Raw genomic sequence first — 24,676 nt, 5'->3', positions numbered from 1 at the left:
AACGCTTGATCAGGGTTTTTGTGATCGCAACACATTGCTCTGGTTACGCTATATGGCTAAAAGCCTTAAATTTCGTCTGGAGTACGCAGATTTTTCACTGCAATACGTTCACCACGCTTCCGTTCTCTTTCTGATTGCATATTTGCGCGGTAAACCCCCTGATCGCCAACAACCCAAGACAGCGGGCGTCGTTCTTTGCCTATAGACTCTTGCAACAACAGCAGTGCCTGCATATAGGCTTCTGGACGAGGAGGACAGCCAGGGATATAAACATCAACGGGGATAAACTTATCAACCCCTTGAACCACAGAATAAATATCGTACATACCACCGGAGTTTGCACAGGCTCCCATTGAAATAACCCACTTAGGTTCCAGCATTTGATCGTACAGACGTTGAATGACGGGAGCCATTTTGACAAAGCAGGTGCCAGAAATCACCATGAAATCAGCCTGACGGGGAGATGCTCGTAATACTTCTGCACCAAAACGAGCAACATCGTGAACCGCGGTGAATGACGTAACCATTTCCACATAACAGCAAGAAAGCCCGAAGTTATAGGGCCACAGGGAGTTTTTCCTTCCCCAATTCACCATATCATGCAAAGCATGTTCCAATTTTCCCATATAGACACTACGGTGAACGTGCTGCTCTAAGGGATCGCTGACAGTTTCCTGTTTTTGCAGGGGATAACGGTCATTCTCACCGTTCGGATCTATGCGGGTGAGCGTATAATCCATCTTTATGCCTCGCTATTACTGCATATGACTGTTGTTGGTATAAGTATCAGCACTTGGTTTACTGACCTGACGTTTTGAACGTGCAGGTGTCCAATCCAACGCTCCAATGCGCGCCAGATAAACCAAGCCTGTCAATAACACCAAAATGAAAATACTTGCTTCGGCAAAGCCTAGCCAACCGCTCTCTTTGATTGAGACGGCCCATGCATACAAGTAAAGGGCTTCAACATCGAAGATAACAAAGAACATGGCAACCAGATAAAACTTCGACGACAGGCGTAAACGAGCACTGCCGACAGAATCAATACCTGATTCATAAGGTACGTGTTTTGCCCTGGCTTTCGCTCTGCCTCCCATGAAGTACCCGCCCAGTAACATGAGCATACACAAACCAAGAGCACCTATTAGGAAAACCGCAAACGCCCAGTGATGGGCTAAAATTCCAGTGGATGTAGACATACTCGTTGCTTACTCATCAAAAGTGGTGTCAAGGTATCTGCTCTTTTTGCCGGCAGTGTTGCACCACATCGATTCATGGGAAGGGATAACAACCAAATCAGAAACAGCGCTAATCAATATATTTCATCGCTTGAATCGCCTTGGTTTTTATTCCTCTCAATATATTTGCCATAACGGCAAAAACACTCATTTATTTATTTACAAACAACAAACCATTAGTTAACAGATTATGCTGGTATATCGCTAAAACGTGTCAGTCGTATAAAAAAACATCTTCCTGACATAACCAGTCTAACCGATAACTCGACTTTCCTACACCATTATCGCAGGAAAAACCTGTCTTTCCACTGCACTACTTGGGGTATTTTTATGATCAAGTGCACAGTTTCATTGAAAAACATTCAACAGATGAACGTAATTCATTCAATTCCTAATAAATTTTTTCTAAAAAGAACTATTGATGTGCGATAAGAAAGCTATTTCTGAAAACAGATTTATTTTATCAATTTAGAAAAATAAAATTTGTTAACAAAGCAACATTCTTTTAACTAAAATTCGAAAGATATAGGAAAATTATTAGGGTATATTTCTTGTTGGAAATATCAGAAATGGGAATGAAAACCGGAGAGGATTATTAATAAACAATTAACAACAGGCTAATATCTCCACAAGTAAAATGGAAATATTAGCCTATAAACACATAAAACTTATTCGTCTATATCTTCAACAGAAGTTTCATCAATTACTTCAGTTGATTTGATAGGTTCAATAGAATCAATAGATTCAATAGACTCATCTATTTCATCTGATTCATCAGACTGAGACGACGTTACGGTATAAGGTGTTTTCTTATTTTCTATTGCATCAAAAACAGTCAGGACTGATTCATTCTGCTCATTACTGTTACGATACAAGAAGAATTGAATTTCCGGCAGACGTGGTAAACCGTCAGCTTCACCTAAAATTCTCAGGTCTGCATTATGCATTTCCAGAGGGCGAGCGGTAATACCAACTTCTGCGTTCACAGCCGCACGAATAGCAGATAAGGAGGCAGCTTCATATGCAACGCGACATGAAATACCTGCCATATGCAGCGTATCCAGAGCAATCTCGCGGAAAGGATTAGTTTCATCCATTACAACCAACGGGATAGGTTCGTTCGTCCGCAATTGGAAATCTGGTGCGCAGTGCCATAAAACAGGCGAAGAACGTAAGATCGTTTTAGGATGGTGGTTAATTTTTGCTGTGGTTAATGCCAAATCAATCTCATGGTTATCCAACATGCTTTCGATAAATTGAGCACGCTTAATGCGTACATCAACGGCCACACGTGGATAGACAGAAGCAATACGGTTCAATAAGAAAGGAAGTAATGTATCAACAGCGTCATCAGATACACCTATTCTCAATTCACCTTCTGCATCATTGTAGGTCAATGATGCTGTTGCATCATCATTAGCACGAAGAATCTGACGTGCATAACCAAGAAGTTGAAGCCCGTACTCGGTCAGAAGCTTATTGCGGCCGTGGCGAGCAAATAACTCTCTCCCCACGAGCTGTTCCAACCGCTGCATTTGCTGACTAACAGCTGACTGCGTTCTGGAAACAGCATTTGCTGCTGCTGCAAAAGTATTTAAGTCAGCAACGGCAACAAAAGTCCTCAACAGATCTAGATCGAGGTTTATTATCTGACGATTCGCATTTATCATCGCATATATTCGCTTTTTTCTGGTCTTTTTTTAATAGCTAATAGTACTAACCTGGTGTTGTTTCGTTACTTCAGCAGTATCAAATAAAATAATGCCAATTATGACATTACTCTACTCTATTTAATAGGGCAAAGATTACTGCATTTTTTTATCATTTAGATCATTATGGGTTTTATTTTCTCCTTTCTTAACAAAAATTATGCAATCCAAAAATAAATTAGAGATAAAACTCTATTTACATCACATAATCACCAATTTCCAGTACAAATATCCTTTTTCTGACTTACTTCAAAGAATAAAGTGATCTGAATTAGCCATACTTAACATCGCCACCTAATATTAGTATTTTTAATGAGTTAACTTTTCACTGAATAGGCCTGAAAATGTTATGGATAAGAATTCAAAAAAATTGTCAAACTATCATGTGATAAAGCCTAAATTAACTTTACGTCAACAAAGATAAATTATAAGAATACATTATACAAACCTTCTTACTTTTATTGACAATTTAAAATTTACTAAACATATAGGCTAAAAAACACCTGTCAAAATGTCATTTCCTTCATTTCTTGTCAACTAAAAACAAGCTATTATGCAAAATAAAAAACTAAAAAAACAAATATACTAAAAATAAAACACCAACAAATCAAGATAATTTAGAGAGCAAACTTATTCATTTATTCTTAAAACAACCGTTTTAACCAAAGATATCAAAGCCTCTTCAAAATGCAGATTGAGAAGAGTACATTGATTACTACACTTACATTGATTACCACACTTTTTATGCTGGGTAGTATCCAATTTTGCCAAGAGGTCAAGGCATCCTATGTTTTCCATTAATAAATCCAAAAAATTAGATAATGTCTGCTACGACATCCGAGGGAATACCCTCAAAGAAGCGAAGCGACTCGAAGAAGAAGGTAATAAGGTACTGAAATTAAATATTGGAAACCCAGCCCCATTTGGATTCGAAGCGCCTGATGAAATTTTAGTCGACGTCATCCGTAATCTACCAACAGCCCAAGGTTATTCTGACTCAAAAGGGTTGTATTCCGCACGCAAGGCGATCATGCAGCATTACCAAGCCAGAAATATGCTGGATGTTACTGTTGAAGATATCTTTATTGGTAACGGTGTTTCTGAACTTATCGTTCAATCCATGCAGGCTCTGCTGAATACCGGGGACGAAATGTTAGTTCCTGCACCCGACTATCCTCTTTGGACTGCGGCGGTCTCACTTTCCAGCGGTAATGCCGTCCACTATCTATGTGATGAGCAACAAGGGTGGTTTCCTGATTTAGATGACATCCGCCGTAAAATTACCCCGCATACCCGTGGCATTGTTATTATTAACCCGAACAACCCAACCGGAGCGGTATACAGTAAAGAATTGTTGCTGGAAATAGTAGAAATAGCCCGTCAACATAATCTGATTATTTTTGCCGATGAGATTTATGACAAGATTCTGTACGATGATGCCCAGCACCACTCCATCGCAGCATTAGCACCCGACCTCTTCACCGTGACTTTTAATGGCCTGTCTAAAACCTACCGTGTAGCTGGTTTCCGTCAGGGTTGGATGGTACTGAACGGCCCTAAAAAGCAAGCCAAGGATTATATTGAAGGGTTAGAAATGCTGGCATCAATGCGCCTTTGTGCCAATGTGCCAATGCAGCACGCGATTCAGACAGCATTAGGTGGCTATCAAAGTATCAGTGAATTTATTTTTCCAGGTGGCAGACTCTATGAACAGCGCAACCGTGCATGGGAATTGATTAACCAGATCCCAGGGGTCTCCTGTGTGAAACCAATGGGTGCTCTATATATGTTCCCGAAAATAGACACCAAACGCTTCAATATTCATGATGACCAAAAAATGGTATTAGATCTTTTACTAGAGGAAAAAGTTTTGCTGGTTCAGGGTACCGCATTTAATTGGCCGGCTCCTGACCATTTCCGCATTGTTACACTGCCACATGTTACTGACTTGCAAATGGCTATTGACAAATTTGCCCGTTTTATCGGTAACTATCACCAATAACCATAATATTCATTATTTAAAGCCTATCTCGGAAAGTATCAATAAACTAATGGGATAGGTTATTATATTGTTATCAAAAGTTTATTTCTTATTCACTGTTATTTCCCTATAAATGAATTTTCCATAAATCAATATTTCCTTTACTTTTTATGTTATAGATTGAGCGATGGAAGAAATATATTGAATTAAATTGACACCTAATAGGTTTACTTCCCCTTTCACTCCGCCCACAATCAATCAATATTATTCCGCTACAAGAGGAAATTATGAGTCATTTTTTCGCCCAATTATCCCGCCTAAAATTAATTAGCCGCTGGCCTCTTATGCGAAATGTGCGCACAGAGAATGTTTCAGAGCACAGTTTGCAGGTTGCTTTTGTCGCACATGCTCTGGCAATAATTAAAAACCGTAAATCCAATGGTAATGTCAATGCTGAACGGGTCGCTTTGCTGGCAATGTATCATGACGCCAGCGAAGTCATCACTGGGGATTTGCCAACACCCATTAAGTACTACAATCCTCAAATTGCCCATGAATATAAGAAAATAGAAAAAATAGCTCAACAAAAGTTATTGAATATGCTTCCAACTGAACTACAGGATGATTTTCGTTCTATCCTGGATGAACATCACCATACTGAAGAAGAAATCCGCATTATTAAGCAAGCTGATGCGTTATGTGCTTACTTGAAATGTCTGGAAGAACTCTCAGCGGGCAATACTGAGTTCAATCAAGCTAAAAACCGATTAGATAAAACACTGGCAGAACGTCGCAGCGAAGAAATGGATTATTTCATGGATGTATTCGTACCGAGTTTCAGCCTCTCACTCGATGAAATCAGTTCATAAGCGATGCCTTGCCACGACTGTAGTTATCCGGCAATAAGCATCCAGCAATAGTTATCCAGCTGCGCTCAGGTCAGCCACAATAATTCAATAATGTTAATCTATAACTCTAATGCAGCTCCATATTGATATTGGAGCTGCCCGATAGAAACATTAGAATGGGAAAAGTATTGGAATAATCGCCACGCTGATTCCCATAACAATTAACGTAAAAGGTACGCCAAGTTTCAGGAAATCGGCGAATCGATATCCACCAGGCCCAAGCACCAATGTATTAACCGGAGATGAAATCGGTGTCATAAATGCGGCTGAAGCCGCCACACCAATAATCATGGCAAAGGGTAGAGGAGAAACAGCCATTTCATTAGCAGCCGCAATCGCAATCGGAGCCATTAACACTGCCGTCGCCGTATTGGATATGAACAAACCGATAACAGCACAAAGTACAAACAAGCACATCAACATCACCCGCGGCCCCATATTACCTGCGATATCCATCAGCCCACGGACAATGAGGTCAATCCCCCCTGTTTTCTGTAATGCCAGCGCAAAAGGCATCATACCAACAATCAAAATAATACTCGGCCAGTGGATGGCACGATAAGCACTCTCCATATCAATACAGCGGAATTTCCCCATTAGCAAACAGGCAATTAACGCGGCAATAAAATTCGGGATTTCATTGGTCAGCATCATAGCAACCATCAAAACAAGGCAGAATAAGGCATGAGGCGCTTGTGAAGCTGCGGGAGCCGCACTTTCCACTTCAACGGGCAGATTCAGCACAATAAAATCGGGGGTTTTCGTTTTCAATGCACCGATCAATTTCCAATCGCCAATCACCAGCAACGTGTCACCAAGCAACAAGGATTCATCCACTAACTTCCCTTCCAACGCTTTTCCCCCACGACGAATTCCCACCACATTGAGTCCATAACGCGTGCGAAATTTCATACCACGCAATGATTGCCCCAAGAGGTCGGATTCAGGGATCACAGAAATCTCAGCCATACCGACATCACGGGACTGCTCGGAAAAATATTCCCCACGCAATACCATCGGTTCCAGCTGTTGTTCGCTGCAAAATTCCCGTAAATCAACATTACTATCCGACATATCCACCAGCAAGACATCATGCCTCCGCAGCTCTATATCGCCAGTGGCAGCAACCATCACCCGACGAAATTTACGCCAACGCTCAATGCCAATGACATTCGCACCATAGCCGACACGTAGCCCCAGTTCATCCAATGTATGCCCAATCAAGGGTGAATCTTGCCGGATAGCAAAACGACGAGCGCGACCAGACAGTTTATAGTCACGTATCAAATCACGGAATGTCCGATGATAACGTTTGTCCACTGTCTGGTGGTTTTTGCCCCCCAACCAACGACGAGCGACTAACATGTAAACCACACCGGCCATCAATACTAAAATGCCGATCGGTGTAATGGAGAAGAAATTAAAGCCCCGCAGACCTTCTCGCACCAGCTCACTATTGACAACCATATTGGGCGGTGTTGCTACTAAGGTCATCATGCCACTGATCAAGCCTGCAAATCCTAATGGCATCATCAATCGTCCCGGAGATATTTTCATTCTGGCGGCCACGCTCAAGACAACTGGAATAAATATTGCTACAACCCCGGTTGAACTCATAAAAGCGCCCAGTCCAGCAACCGATAGCATTAACCAAGTCAACATTTTGGTTTCACTGTTACCGGCGACACGAACCAACCAGTCCCCCATCTGATAAGCAACCCCGGTTCTCACCAGCCCTTCACCAATGACAAATAAGGCAGCAATCAATAACACATTGGGATCACTAAAACCGACAGTAGCTTCACTTAACGTCAGTGTGCCACTCAAGATAAATGCAATGATCACTAATAAAGCCACAACATCCATTCTGACTTTATTAGTGGTGAAAAGCACAATAGCTATCAATAACAGGGTTAATACCCACAATAATTCGCTATTCAATCTGGCCTCTATCAACGATATCTTTTAAATATGACCTATCCGCAATATCAAAAGACTACGGATACAAGCGTTAACAAGGTAAGTAGACCATTTTTCTCAGGGAGAATCCCACGTTATGATCAAGAAATGTCCTGATTTGTGATGTGTATTTTTTCATCCTTCAAGTTGCAGCGTTGTTAGCTGCAACTTGAAAGTTATTGGAGATAAAAAGTTATTGGGGATAAACAGCTATTGGGGATAAACAGCTATTGGGGATAAACAGCTATTAGACACAAAGAGCTATTGGGTATAAATCGATACATAACCACCAGATTTGACAATTTCAATATCTTCCAGATTAGTAATTGTCAAATGGACTTCATTACGACGCGGAATATCTGGCGAATCGTGGACGACAACAACCTGACAGCCCGCATCCAGCCCGGCATGAATTCCCGCAATAGCATCTTCAAAAACCACACACTCCTCCGGCAATAATCCCAGTTTTTTAGCGCCCAGCAAATAAGGTTCAGGGTTTGGTTTGCCATTTGTGACTGACTCTGCCGTTACCCAATGCGCGGGTTCCGGTAATTCCGCCATCTTATGACGTGCAGAGGCAAGAGGAACAGTCCCCGATGTCACAATTGCCCACGGAATGTCCAGCGCATTCAATTTATCAATCAGGGCAATGGCACCAGGCAAAGCAGTAATGCCTTCTGTATCTTCTGTTTCAATTTTTTCAATCCATTTGAAAGTGCTGGCGATCTCTTCTTCACTAGCATTTGGCATAAAATGCCGCAGGGATAATATTGCCGGAGTACCATGAACATAGTTCAATACTTCGTCTCTATCGATCCCCATCTTATCGGCAAACTGAATCCATGATCGCTCAACCGCAGGCAATGAATCGATCAGAGTACCATCCAAATCGAATAAAAAACCTCTGCATCTCAGTACCAAATCCGACTCCTTCAAACGCAACTATGCGTTAATAATTTGCTCAATCTCAACGGCGCTCAAATGGTATTGCCGAGGGCAAGAAAACCAAAGCGCCAACATACGCTGATACTTATCCCACATTGGTGCTTGGGCGTTAAAGCCATGGCCACCAGAATCAAAATGAGTATAGCGCCCCTCTGTATTCACCATAAAACGAACATAAGCAAGATAATGCGGTTCTGTCGCTGCATCAAAACCTAAAAAGGCCATACGGCGCTCATCCAGTTCCTGCCGATCTTTAAGATTACTTAATGAAATATGCAGCGCATGATACATTTCCATAATATTAATGATAGTGCGACAAGTCTCTTCGGATAACTCACCGAAATCGCGATCCAATTCACGCAATTGTAAACCAAAACCCCGTTCGATAATGGTTTGGTAACGACAATAACGTTCAGAATGTTCAGGCTCCAGCATGGACATGAGTTTGTATTGATTAGAGAGGATTAAGCGTTGTGCATGGGTCATTTCCATTGTGGAACTCCTTTAGGAAAGGGATCTATATTGACCGCATCATCGCACTACCCATTTTTTATGAGTAGCGCAAAACAACCATTTATTGATCTGAACAGGGGATTTATCAGTTAATTAATTCAAAAACCGCCAGAATAGGGGTTCCGGCGGTTTAAATATCATCAAAGAAAGAGTTATCCAATTGCCTAAATGCCCGTTTAAGCAATTCAGCCAGCGCAAAGTAAGTCGGGGTATTTTCTACAGGCGCCATTGCAATCCCTGCCTGAGCAAATTTTTCCCGAATTTCATAAAACCATTGCAGCAATCTTTCCGGTAACGGTGTTACCGCGCGTTTTCCCAACCACCATAACCCCTGCAATGGCAGACTACAGGCAAACAACGCTGTCGCTACCGTTGGCCCCAATTGACCACCCAGAGCGATTTGCCATGTCAAAGTAAAAATTGCTAATGGCGGCATAAACCGGATACCAAAGCAAGTTGCCTTAATCACACGATTTTCAGGAAAAATAGGTGCAAGCTGTTTTGCCAGTGGCCAGATTTTCAAATATTGTTGCCCTAATTGCATTCGTTTAAACCAACCTTGATTAACAGGTGGTGTCGTGTTCATCATGACCTCAATCAATTAAAGGTATAATTTTTAAAAAATACCTACAAAAGATAAAATCTTTTTTGTAGTATTAATACTATTAAGTATATTTTGTCTTTATTGCTAGCAAACTGTATCCTACACAGACTTTTATGTTGTTACAGTAGCAAAACAGGAATTTTGACCTTTTTCGCAACAATTGGATTCGGTTTGTTAAAAAATTATTTTATTTTTTAACATTGTTCTCATTTTAAGATTAGATCACAACAAGATAATAGGTATTTCCATGTCAAGTAAGCTGGTACTGGTTCTGAACTGCGGTAGCTCCTCTCTGAAATTCGCTATCATCGACCCTGCCAATGGTGAAGAATATCTTTCTGGTTTAGCTGAGTGCTTTAGCCTGCCTGAAGCTCGTATTAAATGGAAAATGGATGGCGCAAAAAACGAAGCTGCTTTAGGTGCCGGCGCAGCGCACAGCGAAGCGCTGAACTTCATTGTTAATACTATTTTGGCTGAAAAACCAGAACTTTCTGCACAGATTTCATCCATCGGTCACCGCATTGTTCACGGTGGTGAGAAATTCACTTCTTCTGTGATTATCACCGATAAAGTTATCAAAGGTATTGAAGCGGCTATTCCATTCGCACCACTGCACAACCCAGCTCACTTGATAGGTATTGCAGAAGCGGAAAAAGCATTCCCTCATCTGGTTGAGAAAAACATTGCAGTATTTGACACTGCATTTCACCAGACTATGCCGGAAGAAGCCTACCTGTACGCACTGCCTTACAATCTGTACAAAGAGCATAGCATCCGTCGCTACGGCGCACATGGCACCAGCCATTTCTATGTTTCCCGCGAAGCAGCTAAAATGCTGAACAAGCCAGTTGAAGAACTGAATGTCATCACCTGTCATTTAGGCAACGGTGGTTCTGTTTCTGCAATTGTTAACGGTCAGTGTGTTGATACTTCCATGGGTCTGACTCCACTGGAAGGTCTGGTCATGGGTACCCGCAGTGGTGACATCGATCCAGCTATCGTATTCCACCTGCACGATGCAATGGGTATGAGCATCGCTCAGATCAACACTCTGCTGACCAAAGAGTCAGGCTTCCAAGGCCTGACCGAAGTCACCAGCGATTGCCGTTACGTAGAAGATAACTACGAAACCAAAGCTGATGCTAAGCGTGCTATGGATGTTTACTGCCATCGTCTGGCTAAATACATCGGCGCATACAGCGCACTGATGGAAGGCCGTCTGGACGCGATTATCTTCACTGGTGGCATCGGTGAAAACTCCGCACTGGTTCGTGAACTGACCATGAAGAAAGTCGCTCTGCTGGGCTTCGAATATGACCACGAGCGTAACCTTTCAGCTCGCTTCGGCAAATCAGGCGTTATCACTACAGATAACAGCCGTCCTGCTCTGGTTATCCCAACCAATGAAGAATTGGTCATTGCTCAGGATTCAGCACGCCTGACTGCCTAAGCCGCATGATTTTCAAGAGCCGCCGGCAATGCTGGTGGTTCTGTATTCATGAGTACATATCATAAGTACATTGATTAATATTTTCTTAATAAATATTTCATTAATAAATATTGCGTTGGCTCATGGTTCGTGTTTCGTCTATTTATATAGCATTGAATATATCGCACTGAGTCACATTTATTGACTGACGAGCAACCGTTAAAGAGGTTTCCGTGTCCCGTACAATTATGTTAATCCCTACTGGCACCAGCGTTGGTTTAACCAGTGTCAGTCTGGGTGTTATTCGCTCCATGGAGCAAAAAGGCGTTCGTCTGAGCGTTTTCAAACCTATCGCACAACCACGTCACACTGGTTCTCAGGATCAAACCACCTCCATTATCCGTTCACACTCAAGCATCCATACTGCTGAACCTCTGGATATGGCGCATGTGGAATCAATGCTGACCACTAACAAAAAAGACGTGTTGATGGAAGAGATCGTGGCGCATTACCACGAAAACACCAAAGATGCCGAAGTCGTTCTGATTGAAGGTCTGGTTCCGACTCGCAAACATCCGTTTGCCCAATCTCTGAATTATGAAATTGCTAAAACCCTGAATGCAGAAATCGTATTTGTGACTGCATTGGGTACTAACAGTCCGGAACAGCTGAAAGAGCGTATTGAACTGAGCCGCGCTGAATACGGCGGTATCAAGAATCAAAACATTATCGGTGTTATTGTCAACAAACTGAATGCACCAGTTGACGACCAAGGCCGCACCCGCCCAGATTTGTCTGAGATTTTTGACGAATCAACCAAAGCGACTATTGCACACATCGATCCAAAAACCATCTTCAAAAACAGCCCACTACCAATTCTCGGCTGCATTCCATGGAGTTTCGATCTGATCGCTACCCGTGCGATTGATATGGCCAAGCACCTGAAAGCTGACATCATCAATGAAGGTGACATCGAAAGCCGTCGCATCAAATCCGTGACTTTCTGTGCCCGTAGCATTCCTAACATGCTGGAATACTTCCGTCCGGGTTCTCTGCTGGTGACTTCTGCTGACCGCCCTGACGTACTAATCACTGCGTGTCTGGCTGCCATGAACGGCATTGAAGTTGGTGCTGTATTGCTGACCGGTGGTTACTCAATTGATGAGCCTATCCGTGAACTGTGCGAACGCGCGTTCAACACTGGCTTGCCAGTTTTCACTGTGAAAACCAATACATGGCAAACTTCCCTGAACCTGCAAAGTTTCAGCCTCGAAGTTCCAGCCGATGATCACGAGCGTATCGAAAAAATCCAGAACTACGTTGCACAACACATCAGCAACGAGTGGATCGATTCTCTGGCGGCAACATCAGAGCGCCCAAATCGCCTGTCTCCACCAGCATTCCGCTATCAGCTGACCGAGCTGGCTCGCCAGGCAGGCAAGCGTGTCGTCCTGCCAGAAGGTGACGAACCACGTACTGTAAAAGCAGCAGCTATCTGTGCTGAGCGTGGCATAGCAGAATGTGTCCTGCTGGGCGATCCAGAAGAAATCCGTCGTGTGGCTGCGGCTCAAGGTGTTGAGCTGGGAGCAGGGATTGAGATCGTTAATCCAGCGGCAGTACGTGAACGTTATGTTCCACGTCTGGTTGAGCTGCGTAAGAACAAAGGCATGACCGAAGTGGTTGCCCGCGAACAACTGGAAGACAACGTGGTTCTGGGCACAATGATGCTGGAACAAAACGAAGTTGACGGTCTGGTTTCCGGTGCGGTTCATACCACTGCTAACACCATTCGTCCGCCATTGCAGTTAATTAAAACTGCGCCAAACAGCTCACTGGTTTCTTCTGTCTTCTTCATGTTGCTGCCAGAGCAAGTATTGGTTTACGGTGACTGTGCGATCAACCCAGATCCAACCGCAGAGCAACTGTCTGAAATCGCTATTCAATCTGCAGATTCTGCGAAAGCATTTGGTATCGAACCTCGCGTTGCGATGATCTCCTACTCCACCGGTAGCTCTGGTGCAGGCAGCGATGTTGAGAAAGTTCGCGAAGCAACCCGTCTGGCACAGGAAAAACGTCCAGATCTGATCATCGACGGCCCATTGCAGTACGACGCAGCTATCATGGCCGACGTGGCGAAATCCAAAGCGCCAAACTCACCAGTTGCCGGTCAGGCTACCGTGTTTATCTTCCCGGATCTGAACACCGGTAACACCACTTATAAAGCGGTACAACGCTCTGCGGATCTGGTCTCCATCGGGCCAATGCTGCAAGGTATGCGCAAGCCAGTTAACGATTTGTCCCGTGGCGCACTGGTTGATGATATCGTTTATACCGTTGCACTGACTGCAATTCAGGCAACTCAGCAAGAAAACGCATAATTTTCTGGTTGCATAAAATATGCCCCACGCCAATAGCATGGGGCTATTTTTTTATGATGTACCCTGAACAACCTATCTTCCTGATAACTAAATATCTGACTTCCTCGGTCTCGATAATACATTCGCTCATATATCGCCCAAAAAACCGTTAAATTTTATCATTACTATAATGGCTATCATCCTGCTAATTCCTGCTGTCATGGTAGCTGTTCGTATGGGGAAAAACGCTCGTTCAAAACTGTTTTGTCAGTAACAGGGCATTTCAAAACACGGCTTTTTTTGAGAGCTGTGGCTGTGATTCCACTTTTTTTCATAATGCCTCTTTATTAGAAAAACAGTATTAAAAAATAGTATTTAAAAATAACATTAAAAATCAATATGGCCTTATTTTATTCCCTGTTGTTTTCAATAATACTAATTTACCATTTCATCATGAGTACTTCTCTGTTGCTGATTTTTCCGCTTACGCCACAAAATTTCCAATATCACAAACCACACTGGCGTACCATATAATGCAATACGGGTGTCATAATCAAAGATCATAATAACCACCGTAAAGACAAAAAATATCAAAGTACACCAGGTCATGGGAATCCCCATCGGCATTTTATAGATGGATTTTTCATGCAGGTCAGATCGTTTCTTTCGGTAAGCCAGATAAGCAAGCAATATCATACACCAGCTGTAAATAACCATAATGGCTGCTACTGTAGTCACAATAGTAAATAATTTCATTACATTGGGGATGATAAACAACAAGAATACACCACTTGCCATGCAAAAAACCGAGAACATCAAACTGAAAACAGGTACTGCGCTTTTTATAGAAAGTTGCCCAAATTTACTATGCGCCAATTTTTCTGTCGACAATCCATAAAGCATTCGGGTGCAGGCATATAACCCACTGTTCGCTGAAGACATAGCCGAAGTCAACGCAACAAAATTTATCACCGCTGCTGCTGCCGGCAATCCGGCCAGTGCAAACAATGTCACAAATGGGCTGACATCTGGTGAAATATGTGGCCACGAAGTAACAGCAATAATGCACATGATGGAAAGTACGTAAAAAATGATTACCCTAATAGGAATGCTGTTGATCGCTTTCGGTAAAACTTTCTCTGGCTCTTTGGTTTCAGCCGTCACAGTGCCAATCAGCTCGATACCTGTAAAAGAGAAAATGGCAATCTGAAAACCCGCCAGAAATCCGAATACGCCGTTAGGCAGGAATACTTCAGGTTCCGTCAAATGACGAACAGAAGCTGTCACGCCATTCGGTGAAGTCCATCCCACAAAAACCATACTAATACCAACGATAATCAAGGCAACTATCGCTACGACTTTAATCATGGCAAACCAGAATTCCGCCTCACCAAACAGCCGCACTGAAAAAAAGTTACATAAGCACATTAACCCCAGGGTAAACAGTGCCGTTAGCCAGAGCCAACTATCGGGGAACCAATACTGAATATACCCGCCGCATACCACAACATCAGCAATACAACTGACAACCCAGCTCATCCAATAGGTCCATCCCAGAAAATAGCTGGCTTTATCCCCAAGATAATCAGCTACAAAATCGGCAAACGTCCTATAATCCAGTTTAGAGAGCAATAACTCCCCCATTGCCCTCATTACCATAAAGGCAAAAAAGCCAATCAAAAGATAAGTCAGGATAATTGAAGTCCCTGATACGGCAATAGTTTTCCCAGTGCCCATAAACAATCCCGTACCAATAGCACCTCCAATTGCGATCAACTGGATATGACGTTTACCTAATCCACGATGAAGTTTCTGCGCACCTGTGGATTGTTCCACAGGTGTTTTTAATGGTTTCGTCATCAATAACCTCTACGGCTTGTTTTTTTATGAATTGATTATGTTACTTTCGCCAACAACAAGCCTGCCCGCAGCCCAATAGCAACATGAGCATTAGGAAACAGAATAAAGTTTGCGGGAGACGTGATTTTCCAAGATTGATTTTGCTGGCGGGCAATTTCAAAACCTTCCGGTAATTCAGTAAAGTTTTTCGTATCCTCCGGAATATTGAGCTGAAAACTGTCGTGTTTTTTGATAATTGCATCAACCACACGGTAGCGTTCAAGTGTTGGTTTCTCTCGTTTAATTGAAAACAATCCAGCGATTAAATCCTGCAAGGCCGCAGTAATATTACTGAACCTTGCCAACTCGTTTTGTCCAAAAGGAAGTACTTTACCTATTTCCAACGTGCAACTGTCTGCATTGAAATATTCACTGGTAAAGTTACTGAACGTACCTCCTACCTTATTATGAAATACCAGAGCATCAATATCGCTATCTTCCAACCATTGTAAGAAATCAGCGGCATATTCACGCGGCTGGTAGGGAAGTAAAGCAAATTGCTCATGGCAGGAACCTCGAATGGCGGTGTGAAGATCAAGGTGTCTGTGTCTGGTTGATGCCATAACCGCTGGTTCATTAAAAAACTGACGGATAACAGACTCCAATTCCATTGCGCGCTTCGATTCATTCCCCAAAGGAAAATTTTGGTAACGGCCGCCAAACATGCGGTTGAGATCATTATCAATATATCGCCGCCCTTCACGCATGGCAGGTAGGTTGCCGAATATCAACAGAAGATTATGCTTCAACGGTAAGTGTCCCTGCGCCAGTTGTGATAATAACTGGATCAGTATTTCCACAGGTGCTGTTTCGTTACCATGAATTCCGGCTGAGATAATCAGCGTATCCACTGTTTTCTCTTGTGAAGATGATTGTTGTGACTGTTGTAATTCTTGTGGCAGTGGTAATTCTTGTGATCGTGGTAATAGCTGCAACACGCCTTCCGCCAACCACGATGATTTAATTGTTGGCGGAAAACACAAATTGTTTTCGATTTTGTTTTCAAACAAGCTGTTTTCAAACAGTTTATTTTCAAGTAATAAGGCCAATAAATCCATTTTATCTCCTGATTAGCGCTGAAACTCGTATATCGAACCAAGCTTGAGGATCTGCGTCAGTTCATCAAGGGCAGAATAGACTTCGCTTAACAATTGCGGATCAACTAAATCAGCCGCATACAAAGAATCACGATAATGGCGCTCAACCCATACCGTCAGGCGTTGATAAAGTTCTGGTGTCATTAAGGTAGCAGGATTGACTGCCGCCAATTCTTGTTCGTTCAAAACAACCCTGAGCCGCAAACAAGCTGGCCCACCGCCATTGCGCATACTCTCCCGCAAATCAAAGAAATGGAGCTTACTGATAGGGGAATTTCCTTGCGCAATCAACTCTTGTAAATAAGCTGAGACATTGTGATTTTGGCGGCACTCTTCCGGTAAAATCAACATCATGCTGCCATCTGGCTGGCTTAATAATTGACTGTTAAACAAGTAAGATTCCACCACATCTTGAATTTTGACTTGCTCAGTAGGAACTTCAATCGCAGTCAAGGTATGCCCGAGCTGAGCCATTTTTTCCCCTAACTCACTCAATACTGATCGCTGATTCAAGAAAGCCTGCTGATGGTAGAAAAGCACATTACGATTGCTGACTGCGATAACATCGTTGTGAAAAACACCACTATCAATGGCAACAGGATTTTGTTGGGCAAATACGGTTCTGGAACTTTCAAGCTGATGCAGGCGGGCAACAGCCTGACTCGCCTCCAGCGTCTGCCGTGCTGGATAGCGCTCAGGCGCAATACCTTCCTGTAATGCTTTGCGTCCATAGACAAATAACTGTACGCCTGCTTCGCCATATTCGCCGCAAAAACGATTATGGTTCGCTGCCCCTTCATCTCCCCAATCCGCATGTTGTGGCAGAGGATCATGATGGGTGAAATAATTTTGATCAGGAAAAGTTGCTTTCAGGGCACGTGAAGTAGTGATGCTTTCCAGAGAACGATGTAACTTATTATTTAAATTTGCCACCGTAAAATGGACACGCTGATCCGCACTATCTGCTGAAGGAGAAACCGTTGCTGCATTTGCAGTCCACATGGAAGAAGCAGAACTGAGATTGGACAGCAATAATGGGGAATATTGCGCTGCTTTATTGAGTACCTGTTCGTCACTGCCCGTAAATCCCAGCTGCCTCAATGCCGGGAGATTAGGGCGTTGCTGCGGGGGCAAAACCCCCTGCACCAACCCCATATCAGACAATGCCTTCATTTTCATCAATCCCTGAAGTGCGGCTTTGCGGGGATTGGACACTTGTCCCCGATGATTCATGGAAGCCTCATTTCCCATAGATAGTCCGGCGTAATGGTGGGTCATTCCCACCAGACCATCAAAATTTGCTTCAATTCCCGACATAATCACCTCTAACACCCTATTTATTAATGAAAAAATTAAGGCTGAAAGAAATCAAGCCCTGGAGCCAGTGTTTCCGGCAGAATCAAATTGTCAGCTGTCAGGGATGCCATCGGCCAAGCGCAATAATCTGCGGCATAATAAGCGCTAGGGCGATGATTTCCCGATGCCCCAATACCCCCAAATGGTGCTTTACTGGATGCCCCCGTCAGTGGCTTATTCCAATTCACAATTCCCGCTCTCGCTTCCTGCAATAATCGCTGGAACAAAGAGGCATCAGGAGAAATCAAACCAGAAGCCAGCCCAAACCGAGTGTCATTCGCAATCGAGATGGCTTCATCGAAAGTGGCATAGCGCGTTAAAGTCAGCAGAGGGCCAAAATATTCTTCATCGGGGACATTTTTGACCTTGGTCATGTCAATAATGCCGGGAGTCATAAAGGTTGAATGCGGATCAGGCTGGGTTAAGGTGAGCAAAGCAATCCCCCCTAAAGCCAGCAACTTAGACTGAGCTTCCTGCAAACTTTCCGCTGCCGCCAAAGAGATTACACCACCCATAAAAGGCTGAGGCTCAGCATCCCAACGAGAAGGAACAATCCGACCTACGGCATCAAGCAATCGTTGGATCAACGCATCTCCTTTCTCTCCCTGTTTCACCAGCAACCTGCGGGCACATGTACAGCGCTGGCCTGCGGAGATAAAAGCGGATTGGATAATGGTGTAAACTGCTGCCTCAATATCATCATAATCATCCACAATCAGGGCGTTGTTTCCCCCCATTTCCAACGCCAGCATTTTCTCTGGCTGACCTGCCAGCACGCGATGGAAGTGAAATCCCGTTGCGGCACTACCGGTAAACAGCACACCATCAATTTCACGGCTGTCCAACAACGCTCCGCCGGTTTCCTTTCCCCCTTGAACCAGATTCAGAACGCCTACTGGCAACCCCGCCTTGATCCATAACTCTACGGTTTTTTCCGCTGTTATTGGTGTCAATTCACTGGGTTTGAACACGAGTGTATTACCAGCGATCAACGCAGGAACAATATGCCCATTCGGCAAATGACCAGGAAAATTATAGGGACCGAAGACAGCCATGACGCCATGAGGACGATGCTGTAATATTGCCTTACCATCAGGCATGGGCATTTCAGAATATCCTGTCCGCTCTTCCCATGCTTCTACGGAGATGGCAATTTTACCCATCATGGATTGGACTTCTGTCCGTGTTTCCCACAGTGGTTTACTCGTTTCTTCACTGATCACACGGGCGATATTTTCTTTTTCCTGTTTTAACAGCTCAGCGAATGTTTGAATAATTGCAATACGTTTTTCAACCACTAAACGGGACCACTCTGGAAATGCCTTACGGGCTGATTGGCAAGCATCATCCACCTGACGGGCAGAAGCCCCATTCGCCTGCCATAAAAGCTGTTGATCAACAGGAGAGTATTTAGTGACAGGCAAACCCTGCCCTGCAATCCATTCACCGCCAATGTAATTTGCTTGATGATTCATTATGAAAAGCCCTTAATTGTGAAAGCCCTTATTGTGAAAACACTTTTAATTGTGAAAAAACTAAGAAGTGAAAACATTTAAGAGCAAAGAGAAACAAAGCGGATTGGATCGCCATCACTCACATGAAGCTCATCCATCTCAGCTGAGGTCAGACCTAGTTCATCCCCTTCCACAGGCTGGGAAATATTCAAAAGTAACGCTCTGAATTCCTGAAAATGCAGATTAGATACAATGCACTGTATGCCATCCTGCGGACGGTGGAGATCTGTAATTTTTTTAACATGTACAAGCCGACTGGCTTTGACTGTGCGTACATTGTCAATTTCCGCATCCAAGATGGCACCGGCATCAAAAATATCGACGGCACCGTTATAAGAGAAACCTTCTTTTTCTAAAATGACACGGGCAGGTACGGTATTCTCATGCACCTGACCGATGACCTGACGGGCGTCTTCAGATAATAGGGGGACATAAATCGGATAAAATGGCATTAACTCCGCAATAAAATTTTTTGTGCCAATCCCCGTTAAATAATCCGCTTGCTCAAAAGAAACATTAAAAAAGTGTTGTCCCAGCGCATTCCAAAACGGAGATTCCCCCTGTTTATTCACAACCCCGCGCATTTCCGCAAAAATAGATTTTGGGAAAAGATGTCTGAATGTAGAAATGAACAGAAATCGGCTTTTGGAAAGAAAAACGCCATTGCCTCCGCCCTGATAATCAGGGTTAAGGAACAACGTACACAATTCGCTGGACCCGGTATAATCCTGCCCGACAATCAGCGTTTCAAATGAGTTATAAACGCCCAATTCGCGGGAAGCCCGCACTGATCTATGTACGCGGAAATTGTAGAAAGGCTCTTCCAGCCCAACAGCAACTTCCAGCGCACTGATACCAACAACCTGATGCTTTTCCGTGTCTTCCAAGGTAAATAAAAATCCTTGTTGTGCTCGTCCCCTGGCATCGTTGAAAGAATCAATGCTGCGTAAAATCCGTGCCGTCAGATATTCCTGATTATTTGGCAATGTCGTCAGGCCAACGCCAGCACGGGACGAAAGATTGAGGATATCCCCCAGATCTTCATGTTGAACGGATCTAAATAGCATCATGATATCACCTCAAATCGGCTTTATTCCTGAACAAATCGCTTGAGGGCATTTTCAAGGCGGATGAAGCCGTCGTTGATATCCTGCTGTTCGATATTTAACGCAGGAGCAAAACGCAACACATTAGGGCCGGCTATTAAGGCAATTAACCCTTCTTCCGCAGCGATATTGGTCAGGGTCTTCGCTTTGCCCTGATATTTTTTATCTAATTCAGCCCCCAGCAATAACCCTTTCCCGCGCAATTCACTGAATACCTGATAACGTTGATTAAGCTCGGACATGCGTCTCATAAATTCATGGTGACGCTCTTGTACCCCCGCAAGGAACGCCGGCTGATTCACCAGCTCAATGACTTTATCGGCAACGGCTGCCGCCAACGGATTGCCACCAAATGTTGTCCCGTGTACTCCCGGCTGAAAAACCTCTGCGATATGTTGTCTAACCAACATGGCACCAATTGGGAACCCTCCACCAAGCCCCTTGGCACTGGTCAGAATATCGGGTTCTACGCCTATTTCCTCGTAGGCATATAAATACCCGGTTCGGCCGATGCCAGTTTGGATTTCGTCAAAAATCAACAATGCCTGATGTTGATCACATAACTCCCGCAATGCTTTCAAAAATTCAGGCTCAGCAGGGATCACACCACCTTCCCCAATGATCGGCTCCACAATCACGGCACAGGTTTTTTCTGATATGTGAGCCTTGATAGCGTCGATATCGTTGAATGGCAGGTGAGTAATTTGTTGTGGTAATGGAGCAAAGTCTTGGGAGTATTTCGGTTGTCCACCTACAGTCACAGTAAATAATGTTCTGCCGTGGAAGGAGTTTTCAAATGAAATAATTTCGTTCTTATAATTTCCATATTTATCAAGAGAATACTTTCTGGCAATTTTTAATGCGGCTTCATTCGCTTCTGCACCGGAATTACAGAAAAAAACTTTATCTGCAAATGTATTTTCAACCAGAGACTTAGCCAGTTTTAAAACAGGTTCATTTGTATAACCATTACCAATATGCCAGATGTTTTCCATTTGAAAACTTAACGTATTCTTTAATTCATCATTAGCATGTCCTAATGAGTTCACAGCAATTCCACCAGCGAAATCAATGTATTCCTTACTGTCCTGATCCCAGACGCGTGAACCTTTAGCAACGACTGGAATAAAGTTTGCTGGCGAGAAACAAGGAACCATATACTGGTCAAACCAATTTCTTTGAATCGTGTTCGGCATTCGTTTTTCCTCAAATAATTGGGATATAAAAAGAAAAATAAATTTATATATCATTGAATATCATTTTTAATGAATGGTTCCATTTAGATCATTAATTCATTTTTTCGATACATTTCCAATAACATTATTACCGTAAGATCTTTTTTATCCTTTTGATTAGTAATTAACCTCATAATCCCTTTGAGAATTAATAAAGTCAACACAATAAAATTACAATAAAATTACTTTTATGATGTTTTTCACAATTTATGACAATGAATTTACTTTAGATTTATGCATCATTTATGCATAAAAAAATAAATAAAAAAGAGGCATATAATCGAAAATAAAGGAAATGAGGTATTATCGCTCAATAATTATTCATAGATCATGGACACCAATTATGCCCATGATCTAAAAAATGTATTTGCAATTAACAATTTTTACCCTAAACATCAATAATATTATTAAAAATCAAATAATTAAATGGCAATGCTCCTATTTTTATCCTTATAGCACAATGTAACCGATGCTCTAAAAATGCCACATTTTAAGAAAATTAAGGAGACTTTCCCCTGTTAACACGGATACCGAGATTTCGATTACCTACCGCGACCGATTCCTATACCTTAGGAGATGCCACCGATTTTGAGGATTCATATACATAATTCATCTGTTCATACAAATATTCAGAACAAAATAATAAAATTAAAGATAATAGAAATATTTACTTTCTAAATTTACTTGTTATTTAAAAATACCACTCAAATAATTCATCAGTGTAATTGAACACTGTTATTATTTACATGCAAGTGGTTTTTATCATAATTATATTTATTAATATTGCCATGCTATAAATCACGCTTGCAGTTTGACAAGAAAAAAACAACCATAGAGGATTGAGTAGACAGATATATGAATTTTCATATTAATTATAACCTTCGACAATGGCTTGTTTTTTATGACTCTAATAGCTTATTTATATCGTCAATCATGGGTATTACTGCTAGTATCGACAATAAGCGCATTAATTAGTGGGTTTGCCGGTGCTTCGATAGTCGGGATGATTAGTCAAGGAGTAACAGAAAAGATCAACCTGACCTCATTCCTTTGGAGCTTTTTTGGTATCTGTTTTATTTTTTTTATTACTAAAACCGTATCAGAAATTACATTATCCCATTTAGCCCAATCCACGATTTTCTCATTGCGCCTAAGTTTGAGTAACAAAATCTTGCGTGCACCACTCAAAAAACTACACAAACTTGGGCGACACGGTCTATTGGCAGTTTTAACTAAAGACGTCGATGTTTTCGTACATTCCTTTATGTTGGCACCGGCTGTTTTTGGTAATATCACCCTAATCATAGCCTGTTTTAGTTATTTAGCCTGGATGTCTTGGCAATTGTTTCTCATTCTGACTGTATTTAGTCTTATCGGAATGTATCTGTTTTATCTATGGGAAAAACATCCACTGAAATTAATGGCACAGATGCGTGATCAAGTAGATAAGATATACCTTAATTTCCAAAGTCTGATTGATGGCAGCAAAGAGCTACAACTCAATAAACAAAAAGGCAATCTTTTTATCAATAAAGTGATTGCCCCGGCAGCTAAAGTATTCCAAGAGATCTGTATTAAAGCGAACACCAGCTATGCCTGGGTCATTAACGCCAGTGCTGTTACATTCTATGTCATTATTGGTTTAATCGTCTTTGTCATTCCAATTTGGATCCCTCAAGAACCATCAACGCTGGTTACTGTATCACTGCTTGTTCTCTTCTTATCAGGCCCGATCAGTGAGGTTATCGGTGCAATTCCAGAGCTGAGGGCAGCGGAAGTCTCATTGAATAAAATGCGTCGTCTTGACAGCCAGCTGGAAGAAGTATTGTCCGTGCAAATTGAAGGCCCTAGCCCATTCAACAGCCAAAAACCAATAGAGCTTGAACTGAAAGATGTTATTCACCATTACACAACGGATAAAGAAGATCGCCAGTTCGCACTCGGCCCATTGAGTTTGAAAATATCACAAGGCGAAATTGTTTTTATTGTCGGAGGAAACGGCAGTGGGAAAACAACGCTTGCCATGTTACTTGTTGGCCTATTTGAGCAAGAATCCGGCACTATCTCACTGAATAGTATGCAAGTAACACCAGCAAATAATGAGCATTATCGTCAACATTTTGCTGCGGTTTTTTCTGATTACCATCTGTTTGAGCAGTTACTCAATAGCGATGCAAATGTCACTGAAAAAGCAACACATTATATTGAAGCATTAAACATGGCACACAAAGTTAAAATCGTTGATGGCGGATTTTCCACAACAAATCTTTCTGCGGGTCAACGGAAACGACTGGCATTAGTATCAGCCTATTTAGAAGACCGTCCAATTTATCTATTTGATGAGTGGGCGGCCGACCAAGATCCGGTATTTAAACGCTTATTCTATACTGAGCTACTGCCTGAATTAAAAGCTAGTGGTAAAACTGTCATAATTATCAGCCATGATGATGCTTATTTTGATATTGCCGATCGTATTATCAAATTAGAAGATGGTCATATTAAAGAAATAAGTAATAAAAACCATCACACCCCATAAATTTCACATTGACCGGGATAAGTGAGTGCAGCCAACAAAGAGGCAATTTGAAAGACGAAGGATATAGAATGAAATAAAGCTCAATAGCAAAGAGCCTATTTTATTAGGCTCTTATTCCACTTTATATACCCAATAGAATTTGAGTGACGACATGAACATAAAATCACCACCAATAATAAACTTTAACATATAACACCTATAATAAAATTAGACACATTAGAAAGATACTATTAGAAAAACACTATTAGAAATGTGTAATAAAATAATTTAATGTAATATTATCTAATATT

18 protein-coding genes are annotated in these 24,676 nt (G+C 42.3%); 5 read left to right on the top strand and 13 right to left on the bottom strand.

Annotation, left to right across the window (positions count from 1 at the left end; genetic code table 11):
• Positions 1-65 precede the first annotated feature (65 nt).
• The 3 genes from BM135_RS05630 to hexA form a co-directional block, all read right to left on the bottom strand.
• Entirely contained in the window at positions 66-740 is a 675-nt protein-coding gene (locus BM135_RS05630; RefSeq protein WP_045971450.1) for a NuoB/complex I 20 kDa subunit family protein, read from the bottom strand.
• Between the two features lie 15 nt (positions 741-755).
• On the bottom strand, positions 756-1,199 hold the full coding sequence (locus BM135_RS05625) for an NADH-quinone oxidoreductase subunit A (protein ID WP_092518681.1): 444 nt from the start codon (positions 1,197-1,199) through the stop codon (positions 756-758).
• A 707-nt stretch (positions 1,200-1,906) separates the two neighbouring features.
• A complete protein-coding gene (gene hexA / locus BM135_RS05620; protein ID WP_092518679.1) occupies positions 1,907-2,908 on the bottom strand; it encodes a transcriptional regulator HexA in 1,002 nt (333 codons plus the stop codon).
• A gap of 826 nt (positions 2,909-3,734) precedes the next feature.
• Between hexA and BM135_RS05615 the strand changes: the two genes are divergently transcribed.
• Complete coding sequence (locus tag BM135_RS05615; protein WP_092518677.1) at positions 3,735-4,949, top strand: pyridoxal phosphate-dependent aminotransferase; 1,215 nt, start codon at positions 3,735-3,737, stop codon at positions 4,947-4,949.
• A 266-nt stretch (positions 4,950-5,215) separates the two neighbouring features.
• Positions 5,216-5,797 carry a 5'-deoxynucleotidase gene (gene yfbR, locus BM135_RS05610; RefSeq protein WP_092518675.1) on the top strand — a complete coding sequence of 194 codons (582 nt, stop codon included), beginning with the start codon at positions 5,216-5,218 and terminating at the stop codon, positions 5,795-5,797.
• Between the two features lie 150 nt (positions 5,798-5,947).
• On the opposite strand, the gene BM135_RS05605 is transcribed toward yfbR, so the two are convergent.
• The 4 genes from BM135_RS05605 to yfbV form a co-directional block, all read right to left on the bottom strand.
• Entirely contained in the window at positions 5,948-7,777 is a 1,830-nt protein-coding gene (locus BM135_RS05605) for an SLC13 family permease (RefSeq protein ID WP_092518673.1), read from the bottom strand.
• A 279-nt stretch (positions 7,778-8,056) separates the two neighbouring features.
• Positions 8,057-8,716 (bottom strand): sugar phosphatase, encoded by a 660-nt coding sequence (locus BM135_RS05600; RefSeq protein WP_281244119.1) that lies wholly within the window; start codon positions 8,714-8,716, stop codon positions 8,057-8,059.
• 21 nt (positions 8,717-8,737) lie between these two features.
• Complete coding sequence (locus BM135_RS05595; protein ID WP_092518669.1) at positions 8,738-9,232, bottom strand: YfbU family protein; 495 nt, start codon at positions 9,230-9,232, stop codon at positions 8,738-8,740.
• A gap of 151 nt (positions 9,233-9,383) precedes the next feature.
• On the bottom strand, positions 9,384-9,839 hold the full coding sequence (gene yfbV / locus BM135_RS05590; RefSeq protein ID WP_092518667.1) for a terminus macrodomain insulation protein YfbV: 456 nt from the start codon (positions 9,837-9,839) through the stop codon (positions 9,384-9,386).
• Between the two features lie 265 nt (positions 9,840-10,104).
• Here yfbV and ackA point away from each other — a divergent pair, with 265 nt between their 5' ends.
• Complete coding sequence (gene ackA / locus BM135_RS05585; RefSeq protein WP_092518665.1) at positions 10,105-11,307, top strand: acetate kinase; 1,203 nt, start codon at positions 10,105-10,107, stop codon at positions 11,305-11,307.
• Positions 11,308-11,519: 212 nt separating this feature from the next.
• A complete protein-coding gene (gene pta / locus BM135_RS05580) occupies positions 11,520-13,664 on the top strand; it encodes a phosphate acetyltransferase (protein WP_092518663.1) in 2,145 nt (714 codons plus the stop codon).
• Between the two features lie 414 nt (positions 13,665-14,078).
• On the opposite strand, the gene BM135_RS05575 is transcribed toward pta, so the two are convergent.
• The 6 genes from BM135_RS05575 to BM135_RS05550 form a co-directional block, all read right to left on the bottom strand.
• The gene (locus BM135_RS05575) at positions 14,079-15,503 is read right to left on the bottom strand and encodes an amino acid permease (RefSeq protein WP_092518662.1); all 1,425 of its coding nucleotides are present in this window, start codon (positions 15,501-15,503) and stop codon (positions 14,079-14,081) included.
• Positions 15,504-15,538: 35 nt separating this feature from the next.
• Positions 15,539-16,600 (bottom strand): succinylglutamate desuccinylase, encoded by a 1,062-nt coding sequence (gene astE / locus BM135_RS05570; RefSeq protein WP_092518661.1) that lies wholly within the window; start codon positions 16,598-16,600, stop codon positions 15,539-15,541.
• Between the two features lie 12 nt (positions 16,601-16,612).
• Positions 16,613-17,956, bottom strand: coding sequence for an N-succinylarginine dihydrolase (gene astB, locus BM135_RS05565; protein ID WP_092518660.1), 1,344 nt, complete (start codon positions 17,954-17,956; stop codon positions 16,613-16,615).
• A 35-nt stretch (positions 17,957-17,991) separates the two neighbouring features.
• Positions 17,992-19,470, bottom strand: coding sequence for a succinylglutamate-semialdehyde dehydrogenase (gene astD / locus BM135_RS05560; RefSeq protein WP_092518659.1), 1,479 nt, complete (start codon positions 19,468-19,470; stop codon positions 17,992-17,994).
• 77 nt (positions 19,471-19,547) lie between these two features.
• Positions 19,548-20,579 carry an arginine N-succinyltransferase gene (astA, locus tag BM135_RS05555; RefSeq protein ID WP_092518658.1) on the bottom strand — a complete coding sequence of 344 codons (1,032 nt, stop codon included), beginning with the start codon at positions 20,577-20,579 and terminating at the stop codon, positions 19,548-19,550.
• Positions 20,580-20,599: 20 nt separating this feature from the next.
• Positions 20,600-21,811: an aspartate aminotransferase family protein gene (locus tag BM135_RS05550; RefSeq protein WP_092518657.1), complete on the bottom strand. Its 1,212-nt coding sequence runs from the start codon at positions 21,809-21,811 to the stop codon at positions 20,600-20,602.
• Positions 21,812-22,751: 940 nt separating this feature from the next.
• Here BM135_RS05550 and BM135_RS05545 point away from each other — a divergent pair.
• Positions 22,752-24,386, top strand: coding sequence for a cyclic peptide export ABC transporter (locus BM135_RS05545; RefSeq protein ID WP_092518656.1), 1,635 nt, complete (start codon positions 22,752-22,754; stop codon positions 24,384-24,386).
• Positions 24,387-24,676 lie beyond the last annotated feature (290 nt).

The sequence above is a fragment of the Xenorhabdus japonica genome (assembly GCF_900115195.1).
GTDB lineage: Bacteria > Pseudomonadota > Gammaproteobacteria > Enterobacterales > Enterobacteriaceae > Xenorhabdus > Xenorhabdus japonica.
This window is presented reverse-complemented; position numbering and strand designations above follow the sequence as displayed.

Excerpts from the sequence above, each read along its gene's own strand:
- BM135_RS05630 (WP_045971450.1), bottom strand. The coding sequence starts at position 740 with ATGGATTATACGCTCACCCGCATAGATCCGAACGGTGAGAATGACCGT.
- BM135_RS05625 (WP_092518681.1), bottom strand. The coding sequence starts at position 1,199 with ATGTCTACATCCACTGGAATTTTAGCCCATCACTGGGCGTTTGCGGTT.
- hexA (WP_092518679.1), bottom strand. The coding sequence starts at position 2,908 with ATGATAAATGCGAATCGTCAGATAATAAACCTCGATCTAGATCTGTTG.
- BM135_RS05615 (WP_092518677.1), top strand. The coding sequence starts at position 3,735 with ATGTTTTCCATTAATAAATCCAAAAAATTAGATAATGTCTGCTACGAC.
- yfbR (WP_092518675.1), top strand. The coding sequence starts at position 5,216 with ATGAGTCATTTTTTCGCCCAATTATCCCGCCTAAAATTAATTAGCCGC.
- BM135_RS05595 (WP_092518669.1), bottom strand. The coding sequence starts at position 9,232 with ATGGAAATGACCCATGCACAACGCTTAATCCTCTCTAATCAATACAAA.
- yfbV (WP_092518667.1), bottom strand. The coding sequence starts at position 9,839 with ATGAACACGACACCACCTGTTAATCAAGGTTGGTTTAAACGAATGCAA.
- ackA (WP_092518665.1), top strand. The coding sequence starts at position 10,105 with ATGTCAAGTAAGCTGGTACTGGTTCTGAACTGCGGTAGCTCCTCTCTG.
- BM135_RS05575 (WP_092518662.1), bottom strand. The coding sequence starts at position 15,503 with ATGACGAAACCATTAAAAACACCTGTGGAACAATCCACAGGTGCGCAG.
- astE (WP_092518661.1), bottom strand. The coding sequence starts at position 16,600 with ATGGATTTATTGGCCTTATTACTTGAAAATAAACTGTTTGAAAACAGC.
- astB (WP_092518660.1), bottom strand. The coding sequence starts at position 17,956 with ATGTCGGGAATTGAAGCAAATTTTGATGGTCTGGTGGGAATGACCCAC.
- astD (WP_092518659.1), bottom strand. The coding sequence starts at position 19,470 with ATGAATCATCAAGCAAATTACATTGGCGGTGAATGGATTGCAGGGCAG.
- astA (WP_092518658.1), bottom strand. The coding sequence starts at position 20,579 with ATGATGCTATTTAGATCCGTTCAACATGAAGATCTGGGGGATATCCTC.
- BM135_RS05550 (WP_092518657.1), bottom strand. The coding sequence starts at position 21,811 with ATGCCGAACACGATTCAAAGAAATTGGTTTGACCAGTATATGGTTCCT.
- BM135_RS05545 (WP_092518656.1), top strand. The coding sequence starts at position 22,752 with ATGACTCTAATAGCTTATTTATATCGTCAATCATGGGTATTACTGCTA.